Here is a 16,675-nt window from a genome sequence, read left to right on the forward strand (position 1 = left end):
AGCGCGCCGAAGACTCAGCCCGCGAGCGCCGCGCCCGGGTCGTCCAGTTCGAGCACGCCTTTGGCCCAGGCTTCGAGCTTGCTGGTGTCGGCCCGCAGCACTTCCTGCTTGACCGCGAGGATGCGCGAAGGGTGCATCGAGAAACTGCGCAGCCCCAGGCCCAGCAGCAGGCGCGTGAAGGCCACGTCGCCCGCCATTTCGCCGCACACGGCCACGCCCTTGCCCTGGCGCCGGCACTCGGCGATGGTGTCGGCCACCAGCTTCAGCACGGCGGGATGCGCGGGGTCGTACAGGTGAGCCACCGACTCGTCGGCCCGATCGATCGCCAGCGTGTACTGGATCAGGTCGTTGGTGCCGATGGAGAGAAAGTCGAAGTGCTTGAGGAAGATGCGCAACGTGAGCGCGGCGGCCGGTATCTCGATCATGGCGCCGAGCTTCACGTGGCCGTACACCGCGCCACGGTTGTCCAGCTCGGCGCGCGCGAAGTCGATCAGCGAGAGCGTCTGGCGGATCTCGCTGGCGTGCGCAAGCATCGGGATCAGCAGATGGATTTCGCCGTGCGCCGCCGCACGCAGGATGGCGCGCAACTGCGTGAGGAACATGGCCGGGTCGGCCAGGCTCCAGCGGATGGCGCGCAGGCCCAGCGCGGGGTTCAGGTGCTCCTGCTTGTTGGCCGACTTGTTGTCCAGCGGCTTGTCGGCGCCCACGTCGATGGTGCGGATGGTGACCGGCATGCCCTGCATGCCCTCGACCGCGCGCTTGTAGGCCTGGTACTGCTCTTCCTCGTCGGGCAGGCGGGTCTGGCGCGCCGACGACTCGCGGCCCATGAAGAGAAATTCGCTGCGGAACAGCCCCACGCCCACCGCGCCGGCCTTGACGGCGCCCACGGTGTCTTCAGGCATCTCGATGTTGGCGAGCAGTTCGACGCGCTGGCCGTCGAGCGTGACGGCGGGCTTGTGGCGCAGGCGCGCAAGGCGGCCTCGTTCGAGGTCGCCCTGGCGCTGCTTGAAGCCGTACTCGGCCAGGATGATCGGCGAGGGGTCGATGATCATCACGCCGGCGTCGCCGTCGATGATGACCCAGTCGTCCTGGCGCACGAGCTGGCTCGCGGTGCGCGCGCCGACGATGGCCGGGATGTCCATGCTGCGCGCAACGATGGCGGTGTGCGAGGTGCGCCCGCCCACGTCGGTCACGAAGCCCGCGAACACGCTCTTCTTGAACTGCAGCATGTCGGCTGGCGAGAGGTCGTGCGCGATCAGCACCAATGGCACGTCGATGCCGTCGCCTGCGGTGGGGTCGTCGTCATCGTCGGTGTGGGCGGCGCGCTTGCGGCGCGGCGGGCTCGGCGCCAGCACGGCGGCGGTGCCCTTCATGCGGTGCAGGATGCGCTCGACCACCTGTTCGAGGTCGGCCTTGCGCTCGCGCAGGTACTCGTCCTCCATCTCGTCGAACTGGCGCGCGATGATTTCGAGCTGCGTGGTCAACGCCCATTCGGCGTTGTAGAGCCGCTCGCTGATCCAGTGCTTGACGCCGCCGCTCAGGGCTTCGTCCTGCAGCAGCATCTGGTGCACTTCGAGCAAGGCGGCCAGCTCGTGCGGCGCGTCGTTCGGGCCCATCTGCGCGACGCTGGCCTGCAGCTTGATGAGCTCGTCGGCGACGGCGTTGCGCGCGGTGCGCACGCGGTCGATTTCGATGTCGATCTCTTCGGGCTTGATGAAGTAGTGGGCCACGTCGATGCGGCTCGACACCACCAGCACCGCACGCCCGATGGCAATGCCACGGGCAACGGGGAGACCGTGGACTGCGAAGGTCACTTCTTTTCGCTCTCGACCGCTCGTTGAATCTGGCCGGCCAGCGAAGACGCAATGGGCGATTCCGCGTTGACCGCGATGGGATCGCGCCTTGAAAGCGCCGTCACGCGCACCTCGCCCTGCGCCAGGATTTGGACCTGCACATCGAATTCGCTCGCCGAGTTGGGCCCGCCCGCCGAGCCGAGCACCAGGCCCTTGGCTTCGCTGGATTCCTTCCCCTGCCTGGAGGACTGGCTGAAGGATGCACCGCCTTGATCGAGCACTTGCGTGGCGATCCTGAAAAGCTTGGCTGTGTCGGTTTCTCGCAGCGTCAACGTGACGGTGGATGGCGGTGCGAAGAAGCTGGCCTTTGCCACCGGACGGATGCGGCGGTAGCCGGACTCCTTGCCGTCTGGCGAGGCAAGGGTCTCGGGGTCGATCGCGGCCTTGACGCGCTCATCGATTGCGGTGGCCTCGCCCGCAGCCAGCACACGGGCCTGCTCGAAGGCCAGCTCCTCGGGGGCGAGGCAGAGTTCCTTTGCGTTGCCCGCTGCCGGGTCGAAAGGCGAAGTGCCGCTGCGGTACGCCACCAAGTAGCCGCCCGTCTTTCCATCGAGGGCAAACTTGTGCGTCACGTACTCGATGTTTGCTGCCGTCCGCTCCACCGGCACGGCCACATGAACGAACTTCGCGGCGATGTCGACGCTGATGGCCGGTGGCGGTGCCCCGGCTTGCGGTTCGTCGTCCCACAGGCGTTCGCGGACCTCCTTGACCGCAGCCGGTCCATCGAAGCGTTCACCGGCCTTGACGATCGCGGCACGCCTCAGATCGGCGCCGCGGAACGCGAGGCTCGCCTTGCCGTTCGTGGGTGCGCCAGGTGCAGCAAACAGCATCGGCTCCGGTGACGGCGGGAGCAGGCAGATATGGCCGGTCCCTTTCTCGGTGCGCCACGTGCCGGACATGCCGGAGTTGATGCCGCGCCCGGCCATACCGAAGGCCATGTTGAAGATGAAATTGCCCTTGGGCGAAAGGAGCAGCGCGCTGTTGCGCGATTCGAAAACGCCTCCTCCGCTGGCCAGCACCTTCTTCAGCGCGGCAGGGTCCTGCGGCTTGCCGTCCTGCGCCCATGCGCATCCGATCGCCAGAACGCCCACCGAGCCCAGAATCCAGCGCGCCAACGCTTTCTTGACCGGCAAGGCAGCGCGCATGGTCATTCGCCTTCGCCGAACTTGTCGTCCATGAGCTGGACGATGGCGTTCATCGCTTCTTCTTCCTGGGCGCCGTTGGTCTCCAGCTCGACGGTGGAGCCGAGCCCGGCGGCCAGCATCATGACGCCCATGATGCTCTTGGCGTTGATGCGGCGGTCGCCGCGAGAGAGCCACACCTCGCAGGGAAAGCTGCCTGCGAGCTTGGTCAGTTTGGCCGATGCGCGTGCGTGCAGGCCCAGCTTATTGCTGATGGTCACGGATTTCTTGATCACTGTGCTTTCTTTTTGCCTGGTTCTGGGGAGCCGCCACGGCCACCTGCATGACACCCGCGGTGCCGCCCGCGATGGCGCGCTGCACGAGCGTGTCGAGCGGCTCGTGCCGGTAGGTGACGGCGCGCAGCAGCATCGGCAGGTTGACACCCGCCACCAGCCGCGAACGCACGCCGTCCACCAGCTTCTGTGCCACGTTGCAGGGCGTGGCGCCGAACACGTCGGCCAGCACCAGCACCTGCGAGCGCGGCGCATGCAGTTGCTGCGCGAGCGTGATGCGCGCGGCGGCCAGCGTTTCTTCGGGCGACACGTTGGGCAGCACGTCGAGCGCAATGACGGCCTGCTCGCAGTCGGGAAACACATGCAGCGCGCACTGCCGCAGCGCCTGCGCGAACGGTGAGTGGGCGATGATGAGAATGCTGTTCATGCGGGGCGAAGGACGACGCGTCGATTATGCGGGGGCGCCCAGAGGAAGTAGATATAGGACACAACGCAGCAGCCCAGAAAAACGGACAGTGCTGCACGGAATGCGGCGACCGTGTCGAGCCCTGCGCCCGTCCCTGCTGCGGGACCCGCTATCAAAATGATGGCAAACATGGCCATCGCGGCGGGCAGGCACCAGGTCATGAGATCTGCCGCCGTTCATGGGAGGTGCAGGCTCTCGAAGAAGGTCTTGGCCGCCTCGGGCGAGGACGGCCTGCCCAGCACGGTGGCCTGGTAGAGCGCCACGGTGCCGTCTTTCTGCGACTGGGCGAACCAGAGCACCTGAACGGGCGCGGCGCCTTGCGTCGATGGCTGCGCGTCCAGCCGCAGCGGCGCGGGTGCGGCGGTCGCGCGTGGCAGGGTCGCGGGTGCTTCGGCCACTTGCGCCTCGGCCAGTTGGCTGCGTGTGGCGGCGCGCCAGGCGTTGAGCCAGGCCTCGGCCTGCACGGGACTGTTGGCGGCGGCGTGGGCAATGGCGAAGGTGGCGCCGCCGGTCTCGCAGCCGGTCATGTCGACCTGCACGGATTCGGCGCCCAGCGGCAGGGCACGGTTCGCGCGGTCGGGTTTGCAGGGCAGCAGCGCAACCAGGCCCGATTCGGCGATCGGCACTTCGCGCCAGTTGAAGGTGGGGCTGCAGGCAGCGAGCAGGGCTGCCGCGGTCAGCGCAAGCCAGGAAAAAGGAGCGGGCGACGGCATGGGGGAGCGATTATCGAGCCGCCCGGGGCCGCCGGGGCGCTCGCCAGCACGATCCAGCCGGCGGAACTAAAATCGCGCCGCCCTTCTCTCTTCGCTGCCATGAAAAAATACATCGCTGCCGCCGCCGTCGCTCTTGCATTGGCCGTCGGCGTGGGGGTGTACCTCGGCACCGGCACCTCCGCAGCACCGGCCTCGACCTTCGTGCTGCTCGACGGCACCCAGAAGACCACCGCCGACCTGAAGGGCAAGGTCACGCTGGTCAACTTCTGGGCCACCAGTTGCGTGACCTGCGTCGGCGAAATGCCCAAGGTCATCGCGACCTACGACAAGTACAAGTCGCAGGGCTACGACACGCTGGCGGTGGCCATGAGCTACGACCCGCCGAGCTACGTCGTCAACTTCGCAGAAACGCGCAAGCTGCCGTTCAAGGTGGCGATCGACAACACCGGCAGCGTGGCGCAGGCCTGGGGCGACGTGAAGCTCACGCCGACCACCTACCTGGTCAACAAGCGCGGCGAAATCGTGAAGCGCTATGTGGGTGAGCCCGACTTTGCCGAGCTGCACAAGCTGATCGAGAAGTTGCTCGCCGAGGCTTGATCGCTTCGAATACAAAAAAGGCGCTCCTCGGGGCGCCTTTTGTCTTTTGAAGCGACGGGCTTACTGGTTGCGGAAGCTGTCGTGGCAAGCCTTGCAACTTGCGGCGGTCGGGCCGAACTGGACCTTGAGCGCATCGAGGTTGCCGGCCTTGGCCGCCGTCACCAGCTTGCCGGTTTCCTCGATCAGCTTCTGCTGGCGCTCCTTGAATTTAGCGTCTTCCTTCCAGACTTCGGGCTTGGCCTTGCCGCCCTCGGTGCCGGGACCGAAGCCCGCCCAGGGCAGCTTCGCCATGTCGGCCACCACTTCGGCATTGGCGGCAGCGACCGTGGCGTCGTAGGGCGCGCGCCCGTTGGCCATGGCGCCGAGGCGGCTGAAGTGCTGGCTCATCACGAACAACGCGCTCTGGCGGTACTTGATGGCGTCCTCGGGCTTGGCGAACTGGGCCGCGGCGGGCAGCGCCACCGCAGCGCAGGCGGCGGCAAGGGCGAGCGAAGCAAATCGATTCATCGTGGATCCTTCCTCTTGTGTGGGTGGGGCAAACGCCGTCGAACGCGGCGCTGCGGCCGAGTGTAGGGGCAGGCCATGGCGGGCGCATAGCAACAACCCGAAGCAGCAGGAAGCCCGGACTTTGCTAATCTGCGCCTTCCGCAGCATCGCGCCCCGCGCCCCTTTCGATGACCGACTCCTCCGTGGCCGCCCGCCACGCACGCGCCAGCGATGGCGCCCACACCCGTGTCTGGGACCTGCCGACGCGCCTGTTCCACTGGGCACTGGCCGTCGCCGTGATCGGCCTGATCGGCACGGGCCTGAACGGCATCATGGAATGGCATTTCCGCCTGGGGTACACAGTGCTCGCCCTGCTGCTGTTCCGGCTGCTCTGGGGCTTCGTGGGCGGGCGCTGGTCGCGCTTTGCCTCGTTCTTCTATGGGCCCGGTTCGGTCGTCGCCTATTTGCGCGGACGGGCGCATCCGGACCATTTGATCGGCCATACGCCGCTGGGTGCGCTCTCGGTGTTCGCGGTGCTGGCCATCCTCGCGCTGCAGGTTGCCACCGGGCTGATGGCCGACGACGAGATCTCGGCCTCCGGGCCGCTCACGCGCTTCGTGTCCGGCGCGGTGGTGAGCCTTGCCACGGGCTGGCACAAGGCGCAGGGCAAGTGGATCGTGATTGCGCTCGTCAGCCTGCATGTGCTGGCCGTGCTGTTCTATGTGCTGGTCAAGCGGCATCGCCTGATCCGGCCGATGGTGACGGGCGACAAGCGCATCTCCGCCGCGAACGCGGATGTCGTGGCAAGCCGCGACGACGCGGCATCGCGCTGGCGGGCGCTGGTGTTGTTCGCGTTGTGCGGGGGGGTGGCGTTCTGGGTGGCGTCGTTGCGCGTATGAGCTCTTCTGTTTCACGCCCCCTGCCGCTGTCGGACATGCCCGCCGTCGTGCTGCTCGTGCCCGAAGAAGCCCACGAAATCGAGGCCACGCGCGCGATCTTCCGCGACTACGCGGCCTCGCTGAACATCGACCTGGACTTCCAGGACTTCGATGGTGAACTCGCCGGGCTGCCCGGCGAATACGCCGAGCCACGCGGGAATCTGCTGCTGGCGCTGGTCGATCCGGCCAACATCAAGGAAGACGCCGGGCGACAGTGCCCGACGCTGCAGCGTGCCGACGGCACGCTGGCGCATATCGCGGGCTGCTGCGCATTGCGGCCTCTGGACAACGTGGACTACGCCAATGCGGCGGAGATGAAGCGCCTGTACGTGCGCCCCGGTTTTCGCGGACTGGGCCTGGGCCGCCAACTGGCGGAGGCCACGCTCGATGCCGCACGCAGTGCGGGCTATGCCTGCGTGTTGCTCGACACGCTCGACGACATGGAATCGGCGCGGGCACTCTACGAAGACTTGGGCTTCGCGGAAGTGCCGCCCTACTATCACAACCCCGTCGCCGGGGCCCACTACCTCAAAGTGGATCTTTGATGGCTGCCGCTGCTCAGCCGCGGGCTTGCGCCAGCAGCGTGTCGGCGTCGCTGACCTCGAACTTGCCCGGCGCCTCGACGTTGAGCGTCGCAACCTTGCCGTCTTTCACGAGCATCGAATAGCGGTTGCTGCGCAGGCCCATGCCGCGACCGTTCAGGTCCAGCGTGAGGCCGGTGGCCTTGGCGAAATCGGCACTGCCGTCGGCTAGCATGCGGACCTTCGTGCCCGTCTTCTGGTCACGCGCCCAGGCGCCCATCACGAAGGCGTCGTTCACGCTCACGCACCAGATCTCGTCCACGCCAGCGGCCTTGAAGTCGTCGAAGTGCTGCACATAGCCCGGCACGTGCTTGGCCGAGCAGGTGGGCGTGAAGGCACCGGGCAGCGCGAACAGCGCAATGGTCTTGCCGGCCGAAGCCTTGCTGACGTCCACGGCGTTCGGGCCGATGCTGCAGCCTTCGCCTTCAACCTCGGAATATTCCTGCAGGGTGGCCGAAGGAAGGGTGTCGCCGACTTTGATCATTCAATTGCTCCAGAAAAAGAAAAACGGCCCACATTGTGGGCCGTTTTCGGTGGAGTCGTTTGAAACTCGGTTCGGGACGATCAGACCAGTGCGGCCTTCTCGACCAAGCGGGTCACAACCCAGTTCTTGGTCTTCGAGATCGGACGGCTTTCCGTGATCTCGATGGTGTCGCCCAGCTTGTACACGCCATTTTCGTCATGCGCGTGGTACTTGCTCGTCTTGGCCACGATCTTGCCGTAGAGCTCGTGCTTCACACGGCGCTCGACCAGCACGGTCACGGTCTTGGCACGCTTGTCGCTGACCACCTTGCCGATCAAGGTGCGCTTGAGGGATTTTTTAGCTTCCGTCATGTTCACTCCTTATTTGGCGGCTTGGGTTTCTTGCTGCTTCTGCGCAAGAATGGTCTTGGCGCGCGCGATGTCGCGGCGCGTCACGCGCAGCGTCGAGGTGTTCGACAGCTGTTGCGTGGCTTTTTGCATGCGCAGGCCGAAATGGGCCTTTTGCAGGTCTTTGACTTCGGCTTGCAGTGCTGCGACATCTTTCGTGCGCAGGGTTGCAGCCTTGGTCACCTTGGCCGGAGCCGCGGTCTCTTTTTTCTTACGTGTTGCCATGGGTGTTCTCCTCTCAGGCGCCGAGCTGGCGAGCGACGAACGTCGTGCGCAGCGGAAGCTTGGCGGCGGCCAGGCGGAACGCTTCGCGAGCGAGTTCTTCGGGCACGCCGACGATCTCGAACACGATCTTGCCAGGCTGGATTTCAGCGACGTAGTACTCGGGGTTGCCCTTACCGTTACCCATCCGCACTTCTGCGGGCTTGGTCGAGATTGGCTTGTCCGGGAACACGCGGATCCAGATACGGCCACCGCGCTTCACGTGACGTGAAATTGCGCGGCGAGCGGCTTCGATCTGGCGTGCCGTGAGGCGACCGCGGTCGGTGCATTTGAGACCGAAGTCACCGAAGGCAACCGAGTTACCCCGGGTTGCGATGCCGGTGTTGCGGCCCTTTTGTTCCTTGCGGAACTTTCTGCGTGCAGGTTGCAGCATTTTTAATACTCCGTAGTTCTAAGACCGATCACTCGGTCTTGGCACCGTCAGCTGCTGCAGCTGGCGCGGCTTTGCGGACGCGCTTAACGGCGGGTTTCGAGTCTGCACCCGGTGCAGCCGGAGCTCCACCAGTAGCTTCTGCGGGCTTGTCGCTGCCATCGGCCGGTGCGGTGTTGCCACCGATCGGGCCACGGCCACCGGCACGGGGGCCAGGACCACGGCGGTCGCCACCCGGACGGTCGCCACCAGGGCGGCCATCACGGCGGGGACCACGCGGACGACGCTCGTCGTCCGGACGCGGCGTTTCGACGGCCGGCAGGTCGTTACGACCCAGCGTGTCGCCCTTGTAGACCCAGACCTTGACGCCGATGACGCCGTACGTGGTCTTGGCTTCCGAGGTGCCGTAGTCGATGTCGGCGCGCAGAGTGTGAAGCGGCACGCGACCTTCGCGATACCACTCGCAACGAGCGATTTCGATGCCGTTCAGGCGGCCCGACGACATGATCTTGATGCCCAGGGCACCCAGACGCATGGCGTTTTGCATGGCGCGCTTCATGGCACGGCGGAACATGATCCGCTTTTCGAGCTGTTGCGTGATGCTGTCGGCGATCAGTTGCGCATCGATTTCGGGCTTGCGCACTTCTTCGATGTTGACTGCAACCGGCACGCCGAGCTGGCGACCCAGTTCGCGCTTGAGGTTCTCGATGTCTTCGCCCTTCTTGCCGATCACGACGCCCGGACGTGCCGAGTAGATCGTGATGCGTGCGTTCTTGGCGGGACGTTCGATCATGACGCGCGACACCGAAGCGTTCTTCAGCTTCTTCTTCAGGTATTCGCGAACCTTGATGTCTTCGGCCAGCATGCCCGCGAAATCGCGGTCGCTTGCGTACCAGCGGCTGGACCAGTTACGGGTAACCGCAAGGCGGAACCCGGTTGGGTGGATTTTCTGTCCCATATTTCTTCCAGGCCTTCTTAGTTGCCAACCGTCACGTACACATGGCACGTGGGCTTGCTGATGCGATTGCCGCGACCCTTGGCCCGCGCGGTGAAGCGCTTGAGCGTTGCACCTTGCTCGACGTAGATGGTCTTGACCTTCAGCTCGTCGATGTCGGCACCGTCGTTGTGCTCGGCGTTGGCAATCGCCGACTCGAGCACCTTCTTGATGATCACAGCGGCCTTTTTCTGCGTGAATTGCAGAACGTTGAGCGCTTGATCAACCTTCTTGCCGCGGATCAGGTCAGCGACCAGACGGCCCTTGTCGACCGACAGGCGGACACCGCGGAGGACTGCACGTGTTTCAGACATGGTCGTTCCTTACTTCTTCTGGACTTTTTTGTCCGCGGGGTGCCCCTTGAACGTGCGCGTGAGCGCAAATTCGCCGAGCTTGTGGCCGACCATCTGGTCGGTGATGTACACAGGCACGTGTTGCTTGCCGTTGTGCACAGCGATGGTCAGACCGATGAACTCGGGCAGAACCATCGAGCGGCGCGACCAGGTCTTGATCGGCTTCTTGTCCTTGGTCGTCACAGCCTTGTCGGCCTTGGCCACCAGATGGTGGTCGACGAAAGGACCCTTTTTGAGAGAGCGAGTCATTGGCTATCCCTTACTTCTTGCGACGCGACACGATGAAGACCTGCGTGCGCTTGTTGTTACGGGTGCGATAGCCCTTGGTCAGATTGCCCCATGGGTCGACAGGATGGCGGCCTTCGCCAGTCTTGCCTTCGCCGCCACCGTGCGGGTGGTCGACCGGGTTCATCACGACGCCGCGGACGGTCGGGCGAATGCCCTTCCAGCGCTTGGCGCCTGCCTTGCCGAGTTGGCGCAGGCTGTGTTCTTCGTTGGCCACTTCGCCGATGGTTGCGCGGCATTCGATGTGGATGCGACGCACCTCACCCGAACGCATGCGGACCTGGGCGTAGACGCCTTCGCGAGCCAGCAGCGTGGCCGACGTACCGGCGGAACGCGCGATCTGCGCGCCCTTGCCGGGTTGCAGTTCGATGCAGTGGATCGTCGAGCCGACCGGAATGTTGCGGATCGGCAGGGTGTTGCCGGCGCGAATCGGGGCTTCGGCGCCCGACAGCAGCGTTGCACCAGCTTCAAGACCGCGCGGGGCGATGATGTAGCGGCGCTCGCCGTCGGCGTAGCAGACCAGAGCGATGTGGGCGGTACGGTTCGGGTCGTATTCGATGCGTTCGACCTTGGCCGGGATGCCGTCCTTGTTGCGCACGAAGTCGACAACGCGGTAGTGGTGCTTGGAACCACCGCCCCGATGACGGATCGTGATGTGACCGTTGTTGTTACGGCCGGCCTTCTGGAACTGGGGTTCCAGCAGGGCTGCGTGAGGAGCACCCTTGTGCAGGTGATCACGCGAAATCTTCACCGCGCCGCGTTGGCCCGGCGAAGTGGGTTTCATCTTGATGACGGCCATGATTAAGCGCCTTCCCCGACGAGGTTGAGCTCTTGACCCGGCTTCAGCGTCACATAGGCCTTGCGAACGTTGTCGCGGCGGCCGATGGACTTGCCAAAGCGCTTGGTCTTGCCCTTGGTGTTGAGCACCGACACGCCCTGGACTTCGACCTTGAACATCAGTTCAACAGCGGCCTTGATCTCGGGCTTGGTGGCGTCTTGCAGCACCTTGAAAGTGACAGCGTTCGACTTCTCGCCGACCATCGTTGCCTTTTCGGACACGATCGGGGCGACCAGCACCGCCATCAGGCGGCCTTCTTCGAACGTACGTTCAGCGGCGGTAGGGTTCACGCGGCTCATGCGAACATCTCCTTGAGCTTGTCGACGGCACCCTTGGTGACCAGCACCTTCTTGTAGTGAACCAGCGACACCGGATCGGCGTAACGGGGTTCGACCACGAGGATGTTGACCAGATTGCGCGAGGCAAGGTACAGGTTTTCGTCGACTTCTTCGGCGATCACGAGCACGGACTCGAGATTCATTGCCTTGAAACGGGCTGCCAGCGGCTTCGTCTTGGGCGAATCCACAGTCAGCGAATCCACCACGGCCAGACGGCCTTCGCGAGCGAGCTGCGAGAAGATGGCGGCCATGCCGGCGCGGTACATCTTCTTGTTGATCTTCTGCGAGAAGTTTTCGTCAGGCATGTTCGGGAAAATCCGGCCACCCCCGCGCCACAGCGGCGAAGACGTCATACCGGCACGGGCGCGGCCCGTTCCCTTTTGCTTGAAAGGCTTCTTGGTCGAGTGCTTGACCTGTTCGCGGTCCTTCTGGGCGCGCGTGCCTTGGCGGGCGTTGGCCTGGAATGCAACGACGATCTGGTGAACCAGGTCTTCGTTGTAGTCACGGCCGAACACGGTCTCGGGGGCGTCGTACTTCGACGCGGCCTGGCCTTGTTCGTTCAGGAGTTCGAGTTGCATTACTTCGCTCCTTCAGCCGCTTGCGGCTTGGCCTTGATGGCGGGACGCACGGTGACAAAGCCACCCTTCGAACCCGGGATCGCGCCCTTGATGAGCAGCAGTTGACGCGCTTCGTCGATGCGGAACACATCGAGGTTTTGCGTGGTCTTGGTCACATCGCCGAGGTGACCCGTCATGCGCTTGCCGGGGAACACGCGACCGGGGTCTTGTGCCATGCCGATCGAGCCGGGAACGTTGTGCGAACGGCTGTTACCGTGCGACGCGCGTTGCGACTTCATGTTGTGGCGCTTGATCGTGCCTGCGAAGCCCTTGCCGATGGAGGTGCCTTGCACGTCCACCTTCTGGCCCACGGAAAACACGCTGCTGGCCGTGATCACGCCGCCAGCCTTGTGCTGACCTGCTGTATCTGCGGTAACGCGGAATTCCTGGATGATTTCGCCAGCTTCGACACCTGCCTTGGCAAGGTGGCCAGCTTCGGGCTTGGTCACGCGCGATGCTTTGCGCGAACCGAACGTCACCTGCAGGGCGACGTAGCCATCGGTCTCTTGGGACTTGATCTGGGTCACACGGTTGTTGGACACATCCACCACCGTGACAGGAACTGCGTCCCCGTCATCGGTGAAGAGACGCATCATCCCCACCTTGCGGCCCAGCAACCCGAGGGAGTTGCTCAGACTCATATGTTTTCTCCAAAAATGGAAATCCTCTTTCGCCACTGCCACTTCAATTGGCGACAGCGTTTGCACGGTTTCCCGCGCTACGTAAGAAGGTTGATAAATCTCTGCCCGAACAACACCCATGCGGACGCAACAAGGGCAGAGCCAAAGATTATAGCCCGCTATACGGGCAGGGTGCAAGGGGCCTGTTCGGGCCGCATTCCAGGGGCTTCCAGCCCCGGTTTTGCCTATTTGGCAGGCATCGAGATGATGCTGTCCCCGTCCGGCGTCGACTTGAGGTCCCCGCTCGCCTTCAAGGCGGGCCTCACAGCGCCGGTCTGGATGGGAATTGAAATGGCGCTTGTAGCGTCACCCTGCTGAATGAATACATTCAGGTAAGCAAGGCCTTCGCCCTGGCTCACCACAGAGACGGTCGCACTTGTACGTTTGCCCGCTGGCAGCGCCAGCGTGCTGGCACCCGAAAGCGTGAGGCCGGCGTCGGCGGCAAGACGAACCGTCGCGCCGTCCGGGTTGCTCACGCCGTCGAACTGCAGCACGACGGCCGTCGCCTTGCCCGCCTGCGGTGTGCCTTCGAGCTGGTACCGCAATGTGACACCGGAATCATTGGGCTTGCGGGCCGCAACCGTCATAGGCGCCGTGCGATGTGCCGCCACGGAAGGCTTGGCGTTGCGCGGGGCTGGCACGCCGTCGGCCAGGGCTGGCACGCCGAACACCCCCAGGGATATGCACGCCGCAGCAAGTATTGAGTTTGAGCGAATGGTCATGGCACCCTTTCCTATTGAATGGTGACGTTGAAACATGTCTTGGCTCCCGAGTTGGCTGAGTCCGCAACCGCCAGAACGTAATCACCGACCCCGAGGCTGACCTTGCTGCTCGATCGGGGGATCAATCCACCACGGTAGATGTCGAATTGAGGGAGGGCACCGCCCGGACCGCCGTCGACAGCGAACTGGTAATCACGATTCGCCGGCGCCGTGAACCGAAGGTACGCAAAGCTTCCCAGCTTGTTGTTACTGCCCGCCACATTCGAAACGCAGGCCGTCGTCACCACCGGCACGGTCATCGCCGCCCCATACATTGGCAGCACGCCCGGGACTGCTGGCAGCCCCCCGGCATTCCCCTCCTGGTCACCATAAGAATCGTTGGCCGCGGCATTGATGCCCTGAGCCGTCAACAAGCCAGCCAGCGCAGACCTGCTGTCCGGCGCCACGACGCCGAATGCCGCAGCAAACGGGTGGATCGACGTGACGGCAGCCCCGCTGCGGAAGGGCAAGCTGGTCATGACGCTGTGGATCGGCCCGAAGCCAACCTGTTGATTGAGGTTCCAGAAAATCGACTGGATCGAGGTTTCCCGGTACCAACCCGGATTGGTCGAGGGTCCGGCCGTGAGGTCCAGGCTTCCTCCCCCGGCTTGCTTGGCCCCCTTTGAATCCACGTAGTTGCGCCGATTGAGTGCGATGCCCGACCAAGCATTGCCCCAACCCTCGGAAAACGCCAGGCGCCGGTCAACGCGATCGTCCCCCGAGTGATCACCACCAGGCGAATCATCGCGACTGAAGGAGGACTGGTAGTAGTGCCCCCATTCGTGCGCAATCACCGGCGCGTCGAATTCATCGGTGTCGACGTCTTCCTTGCCCAACACGTAGATCTCGCGCCCGGTGCTTCGGTTGATGAAGAAAGTGGTGCCGATCTGGCCTGCCGCCACACTGCCGCTCGCCGGCGCATTGCTGGGACTCCAGAACACGCGCAGCACCGGAAACGCCGAAGCCGGCGCAACCGACAGCACCTTCTGCATGGCGGTGTAGACCGTATCGAGAATGGCGAAAGGTGCCGCCACACGCTGTCCGGCGTACCTGGAGCCATCCCAGCCGGTACTGGCACGAAGATCGTGCGTCGATGCGACCGCGCCCGACGAAAACGCGGACGATTGCATGGAATACAGGCCGTTCGCCTGGGTGTTGTCGCGCACGCTGACATCCCAGCTCGCCCCGGGGGCCGCGCGGGTCAGTTGAGCCCTCACGCGCACAAAGACGGTCGTGTTCGCCGGGACGGTCAGCGCGTATGCGCCGCTGTCGTCCGTGGTTGCCACCGCCAGTTGAGCGGAAGAGGTGGCATCGACCGCCTCCACCGTGGCGCCACGCACCGGCTTGATCGAGGTGCTGGCGTAGACAAGGCTTCCGTTCGGATTCGGAACGGATTCGTAAGTGGCCGTGCCACTCAGGGTCACGGGAACTCCCGCCACGGGCGGAAGAATGGGAAAGCCGCCACCGCCTCCTCCTCCACCCCCACCACCGCAGCCGGCAATCAGTGCCGCCGCAAGGCACGCTGCCGCACCGAATGCAAAAGCGAACTTGTTTCTCATAGTCTGTGCTGCCCTCTTTTCAGCCCCGGCCAACATGCTTAAAAAAGCCGGTGCGCGAGGATGCCACAGCCACCCCAAAAAGCACAAAACCCGCCTGCATTTCTGCAGACGGGCTCTGTGTCAGAACGCGATGCGAAGCTGAATTACTGCAGCTTGATCTCGACGTCCACACCGGCCGGCAGGTCGAGCTTCATCAGCGCGTCCACGGTCTTGTCGGTGGGGTCGACGATGTCCATCAGGCGCTGGTGCGTGCGGATCTCGAGCTGGTCGCGCGACGTCTTGTTGACGTGCGGCGAACGCAGGATGTCGAAACGCTTCATGCGGGTCGGCAGGGGCACGGGGCCCTTGACGATCGCGCCGGTGCGCTTGGCGGTGTCAACGATTTCGGCTGCCGATTGGTCGATCAGCTTGTAGTCGAACGCCTTCAGGCGGATGCGGATTTTTTGCTTGGTTGCCATGATGATTCCTTTGCGTCCGGCTTAGATGTCGAGGATCTTGGCCACGACGCCCGAACCCACGGTACGGCCGCCTTCACGGATGGCGAAGCGCAGGCCTTCTTCCATCGCGATCGGGTTGATCAGCTTGACGGTGATGCTGACGTTGTCGCCAGGCATGACCATTTCCTTGTCTGCGGGCAACTCGATCGCGCCGGTCACGTCCGTCGTGCGGAAGTAGAACTGCGGACGGTAGTTGTTGAAGAACGGCGTGTGACGGCCACCTTCGTCCTTGGACAGCACATACACCTCGGCGGTGAAGTGCACGTGCGGCTTGATCGAGCCGGGCTTGCACAGCACTTGGCCGCGCTCGACTTCTTCGCGCTTGGTGCCGCGCAGCAGCACGCCGACGTTGTCGCCAGCTTGACCTTGGTCCAGCAGCTTGCGGAACATTTCCACGCCGGTGCAGGTGGTCTTGACGGTCGGGCGAATGCCGACGATCTCGATTTCTTCGCCGACCTTGATCACGCCACGCTCGACAGCGCCGGTCACCACGGTGCCGCGACCCGAGATCGAGAACACGTCTTCGACGGGCATCAGGAAGGTGCCGTCCACAGCGCGCTCAGGCGTCGGGATGTAGGTGTCGAGCGCTTCAGCCAGCTTCATGATGGCTTCTTCGCCCAGCTTGCCCTTGTCGCCTTCGAGAGCGAGCTTGGCCGAGCCGTGAATGATCGGGGTGTCGTCGCCAGGGAACTCGTACTTGTCCAGCAGCTCGCGCACTTCCATTTCGACCAGCTCGAGCAGCTCGGCGTCGTCGACCATGTCGCACTTGTTCAGGAAAACGATGATGTAACCCACACCCACCTGGCGAGCCAGCAGGATGTGTTCACGCGTCTGGGGCATCGGGCCGTCAGCGGCCGAGCACACCAGGATCGCACCGTCCATCTGGGCGGCGCCGGTGATCATGTTCTTCACATAGTCAGCGTGGCCGGGGCAGTCGACGTGAGCGTAGTGGCGGTTGGCCGTTTCGTACTCGACGTGGGCGGTGTTGATCGTGATGCCGCGGGCCTTTTCTTCAGGCGCTGCATCGATCTGGTCGTAAGCCTTGGCTTCGCCGCCGAACTTGGCCGACAGAACGGTTGCGATTGCAGCCGTCAGCGTGGTCTTGCCGTGGTCAACGTGACCGATCGTGCCCACGTTCACGTGGGGCTTGGTGCGGGTGAACTTACCTTTTGCCATTTTTCAA

At 64.1% G+C, this 16,675-nt stretch carries 24 protein-coding genes; 3 read left to right on the top strand and 21 right to left on the bottom strand.

Features of this window, described 5'->3' with window-relative positions; genetic code table 11:
• Window positions 1-14 precede the first annotated feature (14 nt).
• The 5 genes from ptsP to H7F35_RS09195 form a co-directional block, all read right to left on the bottom strand.
• The gene (ptsP, locus tag H7F35_RS09175) at window positions 15-1,814 is read right to left on the bottom strand and encodes a phosphoenolpyruvate--protein phosphotransferase (protein WP_187112589.1); all 1,800 of its coding nucleotides are present in this window, start codon (window positions 1,812-1,814) and stop codon (window positions 15-17) included.
• Window positions 1,811-2,998, bottom strand: coding sequence for a hypothetical protein (locus H7F35_RS09180; protein ID WP_187112590.1), 1,188 nt, complete (start codon window positions 2,996-2,998; stop codon window positions 1,811-1,813). Before H7F35_RS09180 ends, ptsP begins: the two co-directional genes overlap by 4 nt.
• A 2-nt stretch (window positions 2,999-3,000) precedes the next feature.
• Window positions 3,001-3,270, bottom strand: a complete 270-nt coding sequence (locus tag H7F35_RS09185; protein WP_187112591.1) for an HPr family phosphocarrier protein — start codon at window positions 3,268-3,270, stop codon at window positions 3,001-3,003.
• A complete protein-coding gene (locus H7F35_RS09190; RefSeq protein WP_093247285.1) occupies window positions 3,239-3,694 on the bottom strand; it encodes a PTS sugar transporter subunit IIA in 456 nt (151 codons plus the stop codon). Before H7F35_RS09190 ends, H7F35_RS09185 begins: the two co-directional genes overlap by 32 nt.
• Window positions 3,695-3,909: 215 nt before the next feature.
• On the bottom strand, window positions 3,910-4,446 hold the full coding sequence (locus H7F35_RS09195) for a hypothetical protein (RefSeq protein ID WP_187112592.1): 537 nt from the start codon (window positions 4,444-4,446) through the stop codon (window positions 3,910-3,912).
• A 99-nt stretch (window positions 4,447-4,545) separates the two neighbouring features.
• Between H7F35_RS09195 and H7F35_RS09200 the strand changes: the two genes are divergently transcribed.
• A complete protein-coding gene (locus tag H7F35_RS09200; RefSeq protein ID WP_187112593.1) occupies window positions 4,546-5,043 on the top strand; it encodes a TlpA disulfide reductase family protein in 498 nt (165 codons plus the stop codon).
• 60 nt (window positions 5,044-5,103) lie between these two features.
• Here the strand turns inward: H7F35_RS09200 and H7F35_RS09205 are convergent, their stop codons facing one another.
• A complete protein-coding gene (locus tag H7F35_RS09205; protein WP_187112594.1) occupies window positions 5,104-5,550 on the bottom strand; it encodes a c-type cytochrome in 447 nt (148 codons plus the stop codon).
• A 167-nt stretch (window positions 5,551-5,717) separates the two neighbouring features.
• Between H7F35_RS09205 and H7F35_RS09210 the strand changes: the two genes are divergently transcribed.
• Window positions 5,718-6,428, top strand: coding sequence for a cytochrome b/b6 domain-containing protein (locus H7F35_RS09210; protein ID WP_187112595.1), 711 nt, complete (start codon window positions 5,718-5,720; stop codon window positions 6,426-6,428).
• Window positions 6,425-7,012 carry a GNAT family N-acetyltransferase gene (locus H7F35_RS09215; protein WP_187112596.1) on the top strand — a complete coding sequence of 196 codons (588 nt, stop codon included), beginning with the start codon at window positions 6,425-6,427 and terminating at the stop codon, window positions 7,010-7,012. Before H7F35_RS09210 ends, H7F35_RS09215 begins: the two co-directional genes overlap by 4 nt.
• Window positions 7,013-7,025: 13 nt before the next feature.
• Here the strand turns inward: H7F35_RS09215 and H7F35_RS09220 are convergent, their stop codons facing one another.
• The 15 genes from H7F35_RS09220 to tuf form a co-directional block, all read right to left on the bottom strand.
• A complete protein-coding gene (locus tag H7F35_RS09220) occupies window positions 7,026-7,532 on the bottom strand; it encodes a peroxiredoxin (protein WP_187112597.1) in 507 nt (168 codons plus the stop codon).
• A gap of 80 nt (window positions 7,533-7,612) precedes the next feature.
• Window positions 7,613-7,882 (bottom strand): 30S ribosomal protein S17, encoded by a 270-nt coding sequence (gene rpsQ, locus H7F35_RS09225; protein ID WP_187112598.1) that lies wholly within the window; start codon window positions 7,880-7,882, stop codon window positions 7,613-7,615.
• 9 nt (window positions 7,883-7,891) lie between these two features.
• Window positions 7,892-8,101 (bottom strand): 50S ribosomal protein L29, encoded by a 210-nt coding sequence (gene rpmC / locus H7F35_RS09230; RefSeq protein WP_093443910.1) that lies wholly within the window; start codon window positions 8,099-8,101, stop codon window positions 7,892-7,894.
• Window positions 8,102-8,156: 55 nt separating this feature from the next.
• A complete protein-coding gene (gene rplP / locus H7F35_RS09235; RefSeq protein WP_021012789.1) occupies window positions 8,157-8,573 on the bottom strand; it encodes a 50S ribosomal protein L16 in 417 nt (138 codons plus the stop codon).
• A gap of 28 nt (window positions 8,574-8,601) precedes the next feature.
• The gene (rpsC, locus tag H7F35_RS09240; RefSeq protein ID WP_187112599.1) at window positions 8,602-9,528 is read right to left on the bottom strand and encodes a 30S ribosomal protein S3; all 927 of its coding nucleotides are present in this window, start codon (window positions 9,526-9,528) and stop codon (window positions 8,602-8,604) included.
• 17 nt (window positions 9,529-9,545) lie between these two features.
• Window positions 9,546-9,878, bottom strand: coding sequence for a 50S ribosomal protein L22 (gene rplV, locus H7F35_RS09245; protein ID WP_007838134.1), 333 nt, complete (start codon window positions 9,876-9,878; stop codon window positions 9,546-9,548).
• A gap of 9 nt (window positions 9,879-9,887) precedes the next feature.
• Window positions 9,888-10,166, bottom strand: coding sequence for a 30S ribosomal protein S19 (gene rpsS, locus H7F35_RS09250; RefSeq protein WP_007838132.1), 279 nt, complete (start codon window positions 10,164-10,166; stop codon window positions 9,888-9,890).
• A 10-nt stretch (window positions 10,167-10,176) separates the two neighbouring features.
• Window positions 10,177-11,001 (bottom strand): 50S ribosomal protein L2, encoded by an 825-nt coding sequence (gene rplB, locus H7F35_RS09255; RefSeq protein ID WP_093247294.1) that lies wholly within the window; start codon window positions 10,999-11,001, stop codon window positions 10,177-10,179.
• A 2-nt stretch (window positions 11,002-11,003) separates the two neighbouring features.
• Window positions 11,004-11,339, bottom strand: a complete 336-nt coding sequence (gene rplW, locus H7F35_RS09260) for a 50S ribosomal protein L23 (protein WP_007838129.1) — start codon at window positions 11,337-11,339, stop codon at window positions 11,004-11,006.
• The gene (rplD, locus tag H7F35_RS09265) at window positions 11,336-11,956 is read right to left on the bottom strand and encodes a 50S ribosomal protein L4 (protein ID WP_013543942.1); all 621 of its coding nucleotides are present in this window, start codon (window positions 11,954-11,956) and stop codon (window positions 11,336-11,338) included. The genes rplW and rplD overlap by 4 nt, the downstream gene beginning before the upstream one ends.
• Window positions 11,956-12,636, bottom strand: coding sequence for a 50S ribosomal protein L3 (rplC, locus tag H7F35_RS09270; RefSeq protein ID WP_187114208.1), 681 nt, complete (start codon window positions 12,634-12,636; stop codon window positions 11,956-11,958). The genes rplD and rplC overlap by 1 nt, the downstream gene beginning before the upstream one ends.
• A gap of 224 nt (window positions 12,637-12,860) precedes the next feature.
• Complete coding sequence (locus tag H7F35_RS09275; RefSeq protein ID WP_187112600.1) at window positions 12,861-13,397, bottom strand: hypothetical protein; 537 nt, start codon at window positions 13,395-13,397, stop codon at window positions 12,861-12,863.
• 11 nt (window positions 13,398-13,408) lie between these two features.
• The gene (locus tag H7F35_RS09280; RefSeq protein ID WP_187112601.1) at window positions 13,409-14,995 is read right to left on the bottom strand and encodes a hypothetical protein; all 1,587 of its coding nucleotides are present in this window, start codon (window positions 14,993-14,995) and stop codon (window positions 13,409-13,411) included.
• Between the two features lie 143 nt (window positions 14,996-15,138).
• Entirely contained in the window at window positions 15,139-15,453 is a 315-nt protein-coding gene (gene rpsJ / locus H7F35_RS09285; RefSeq protein ID WP_007838118.1) for a 30S ribosomal protein S10, read from the bottom strand.
• Window positions 15,454-15,474: 21 nt separating this feature from the next.
• Window positions 15,475-16,668, bottom strand: a complete 1,194-nt coding sequence (tuf, locus tag H7F35_RS09290; protein WP_187112602.1) for an elongation factor Tu — start codon at window positions 16,666-16,668, stop codon at window positions 15,475-15,477.
• Between the last annotated feature and the right edge of the window lie 7 nt (window positions 16,669-16,675).

The organism is Variovorax sp. PAMC26660 (assembly GCF_014302995.1).
Classification (GTDB): domain Bacteria; phylum Pseudomonadota; class Gammaproteobacteria; order Burkholderiales; family Burkholderiaceae_C; genus Variovorax.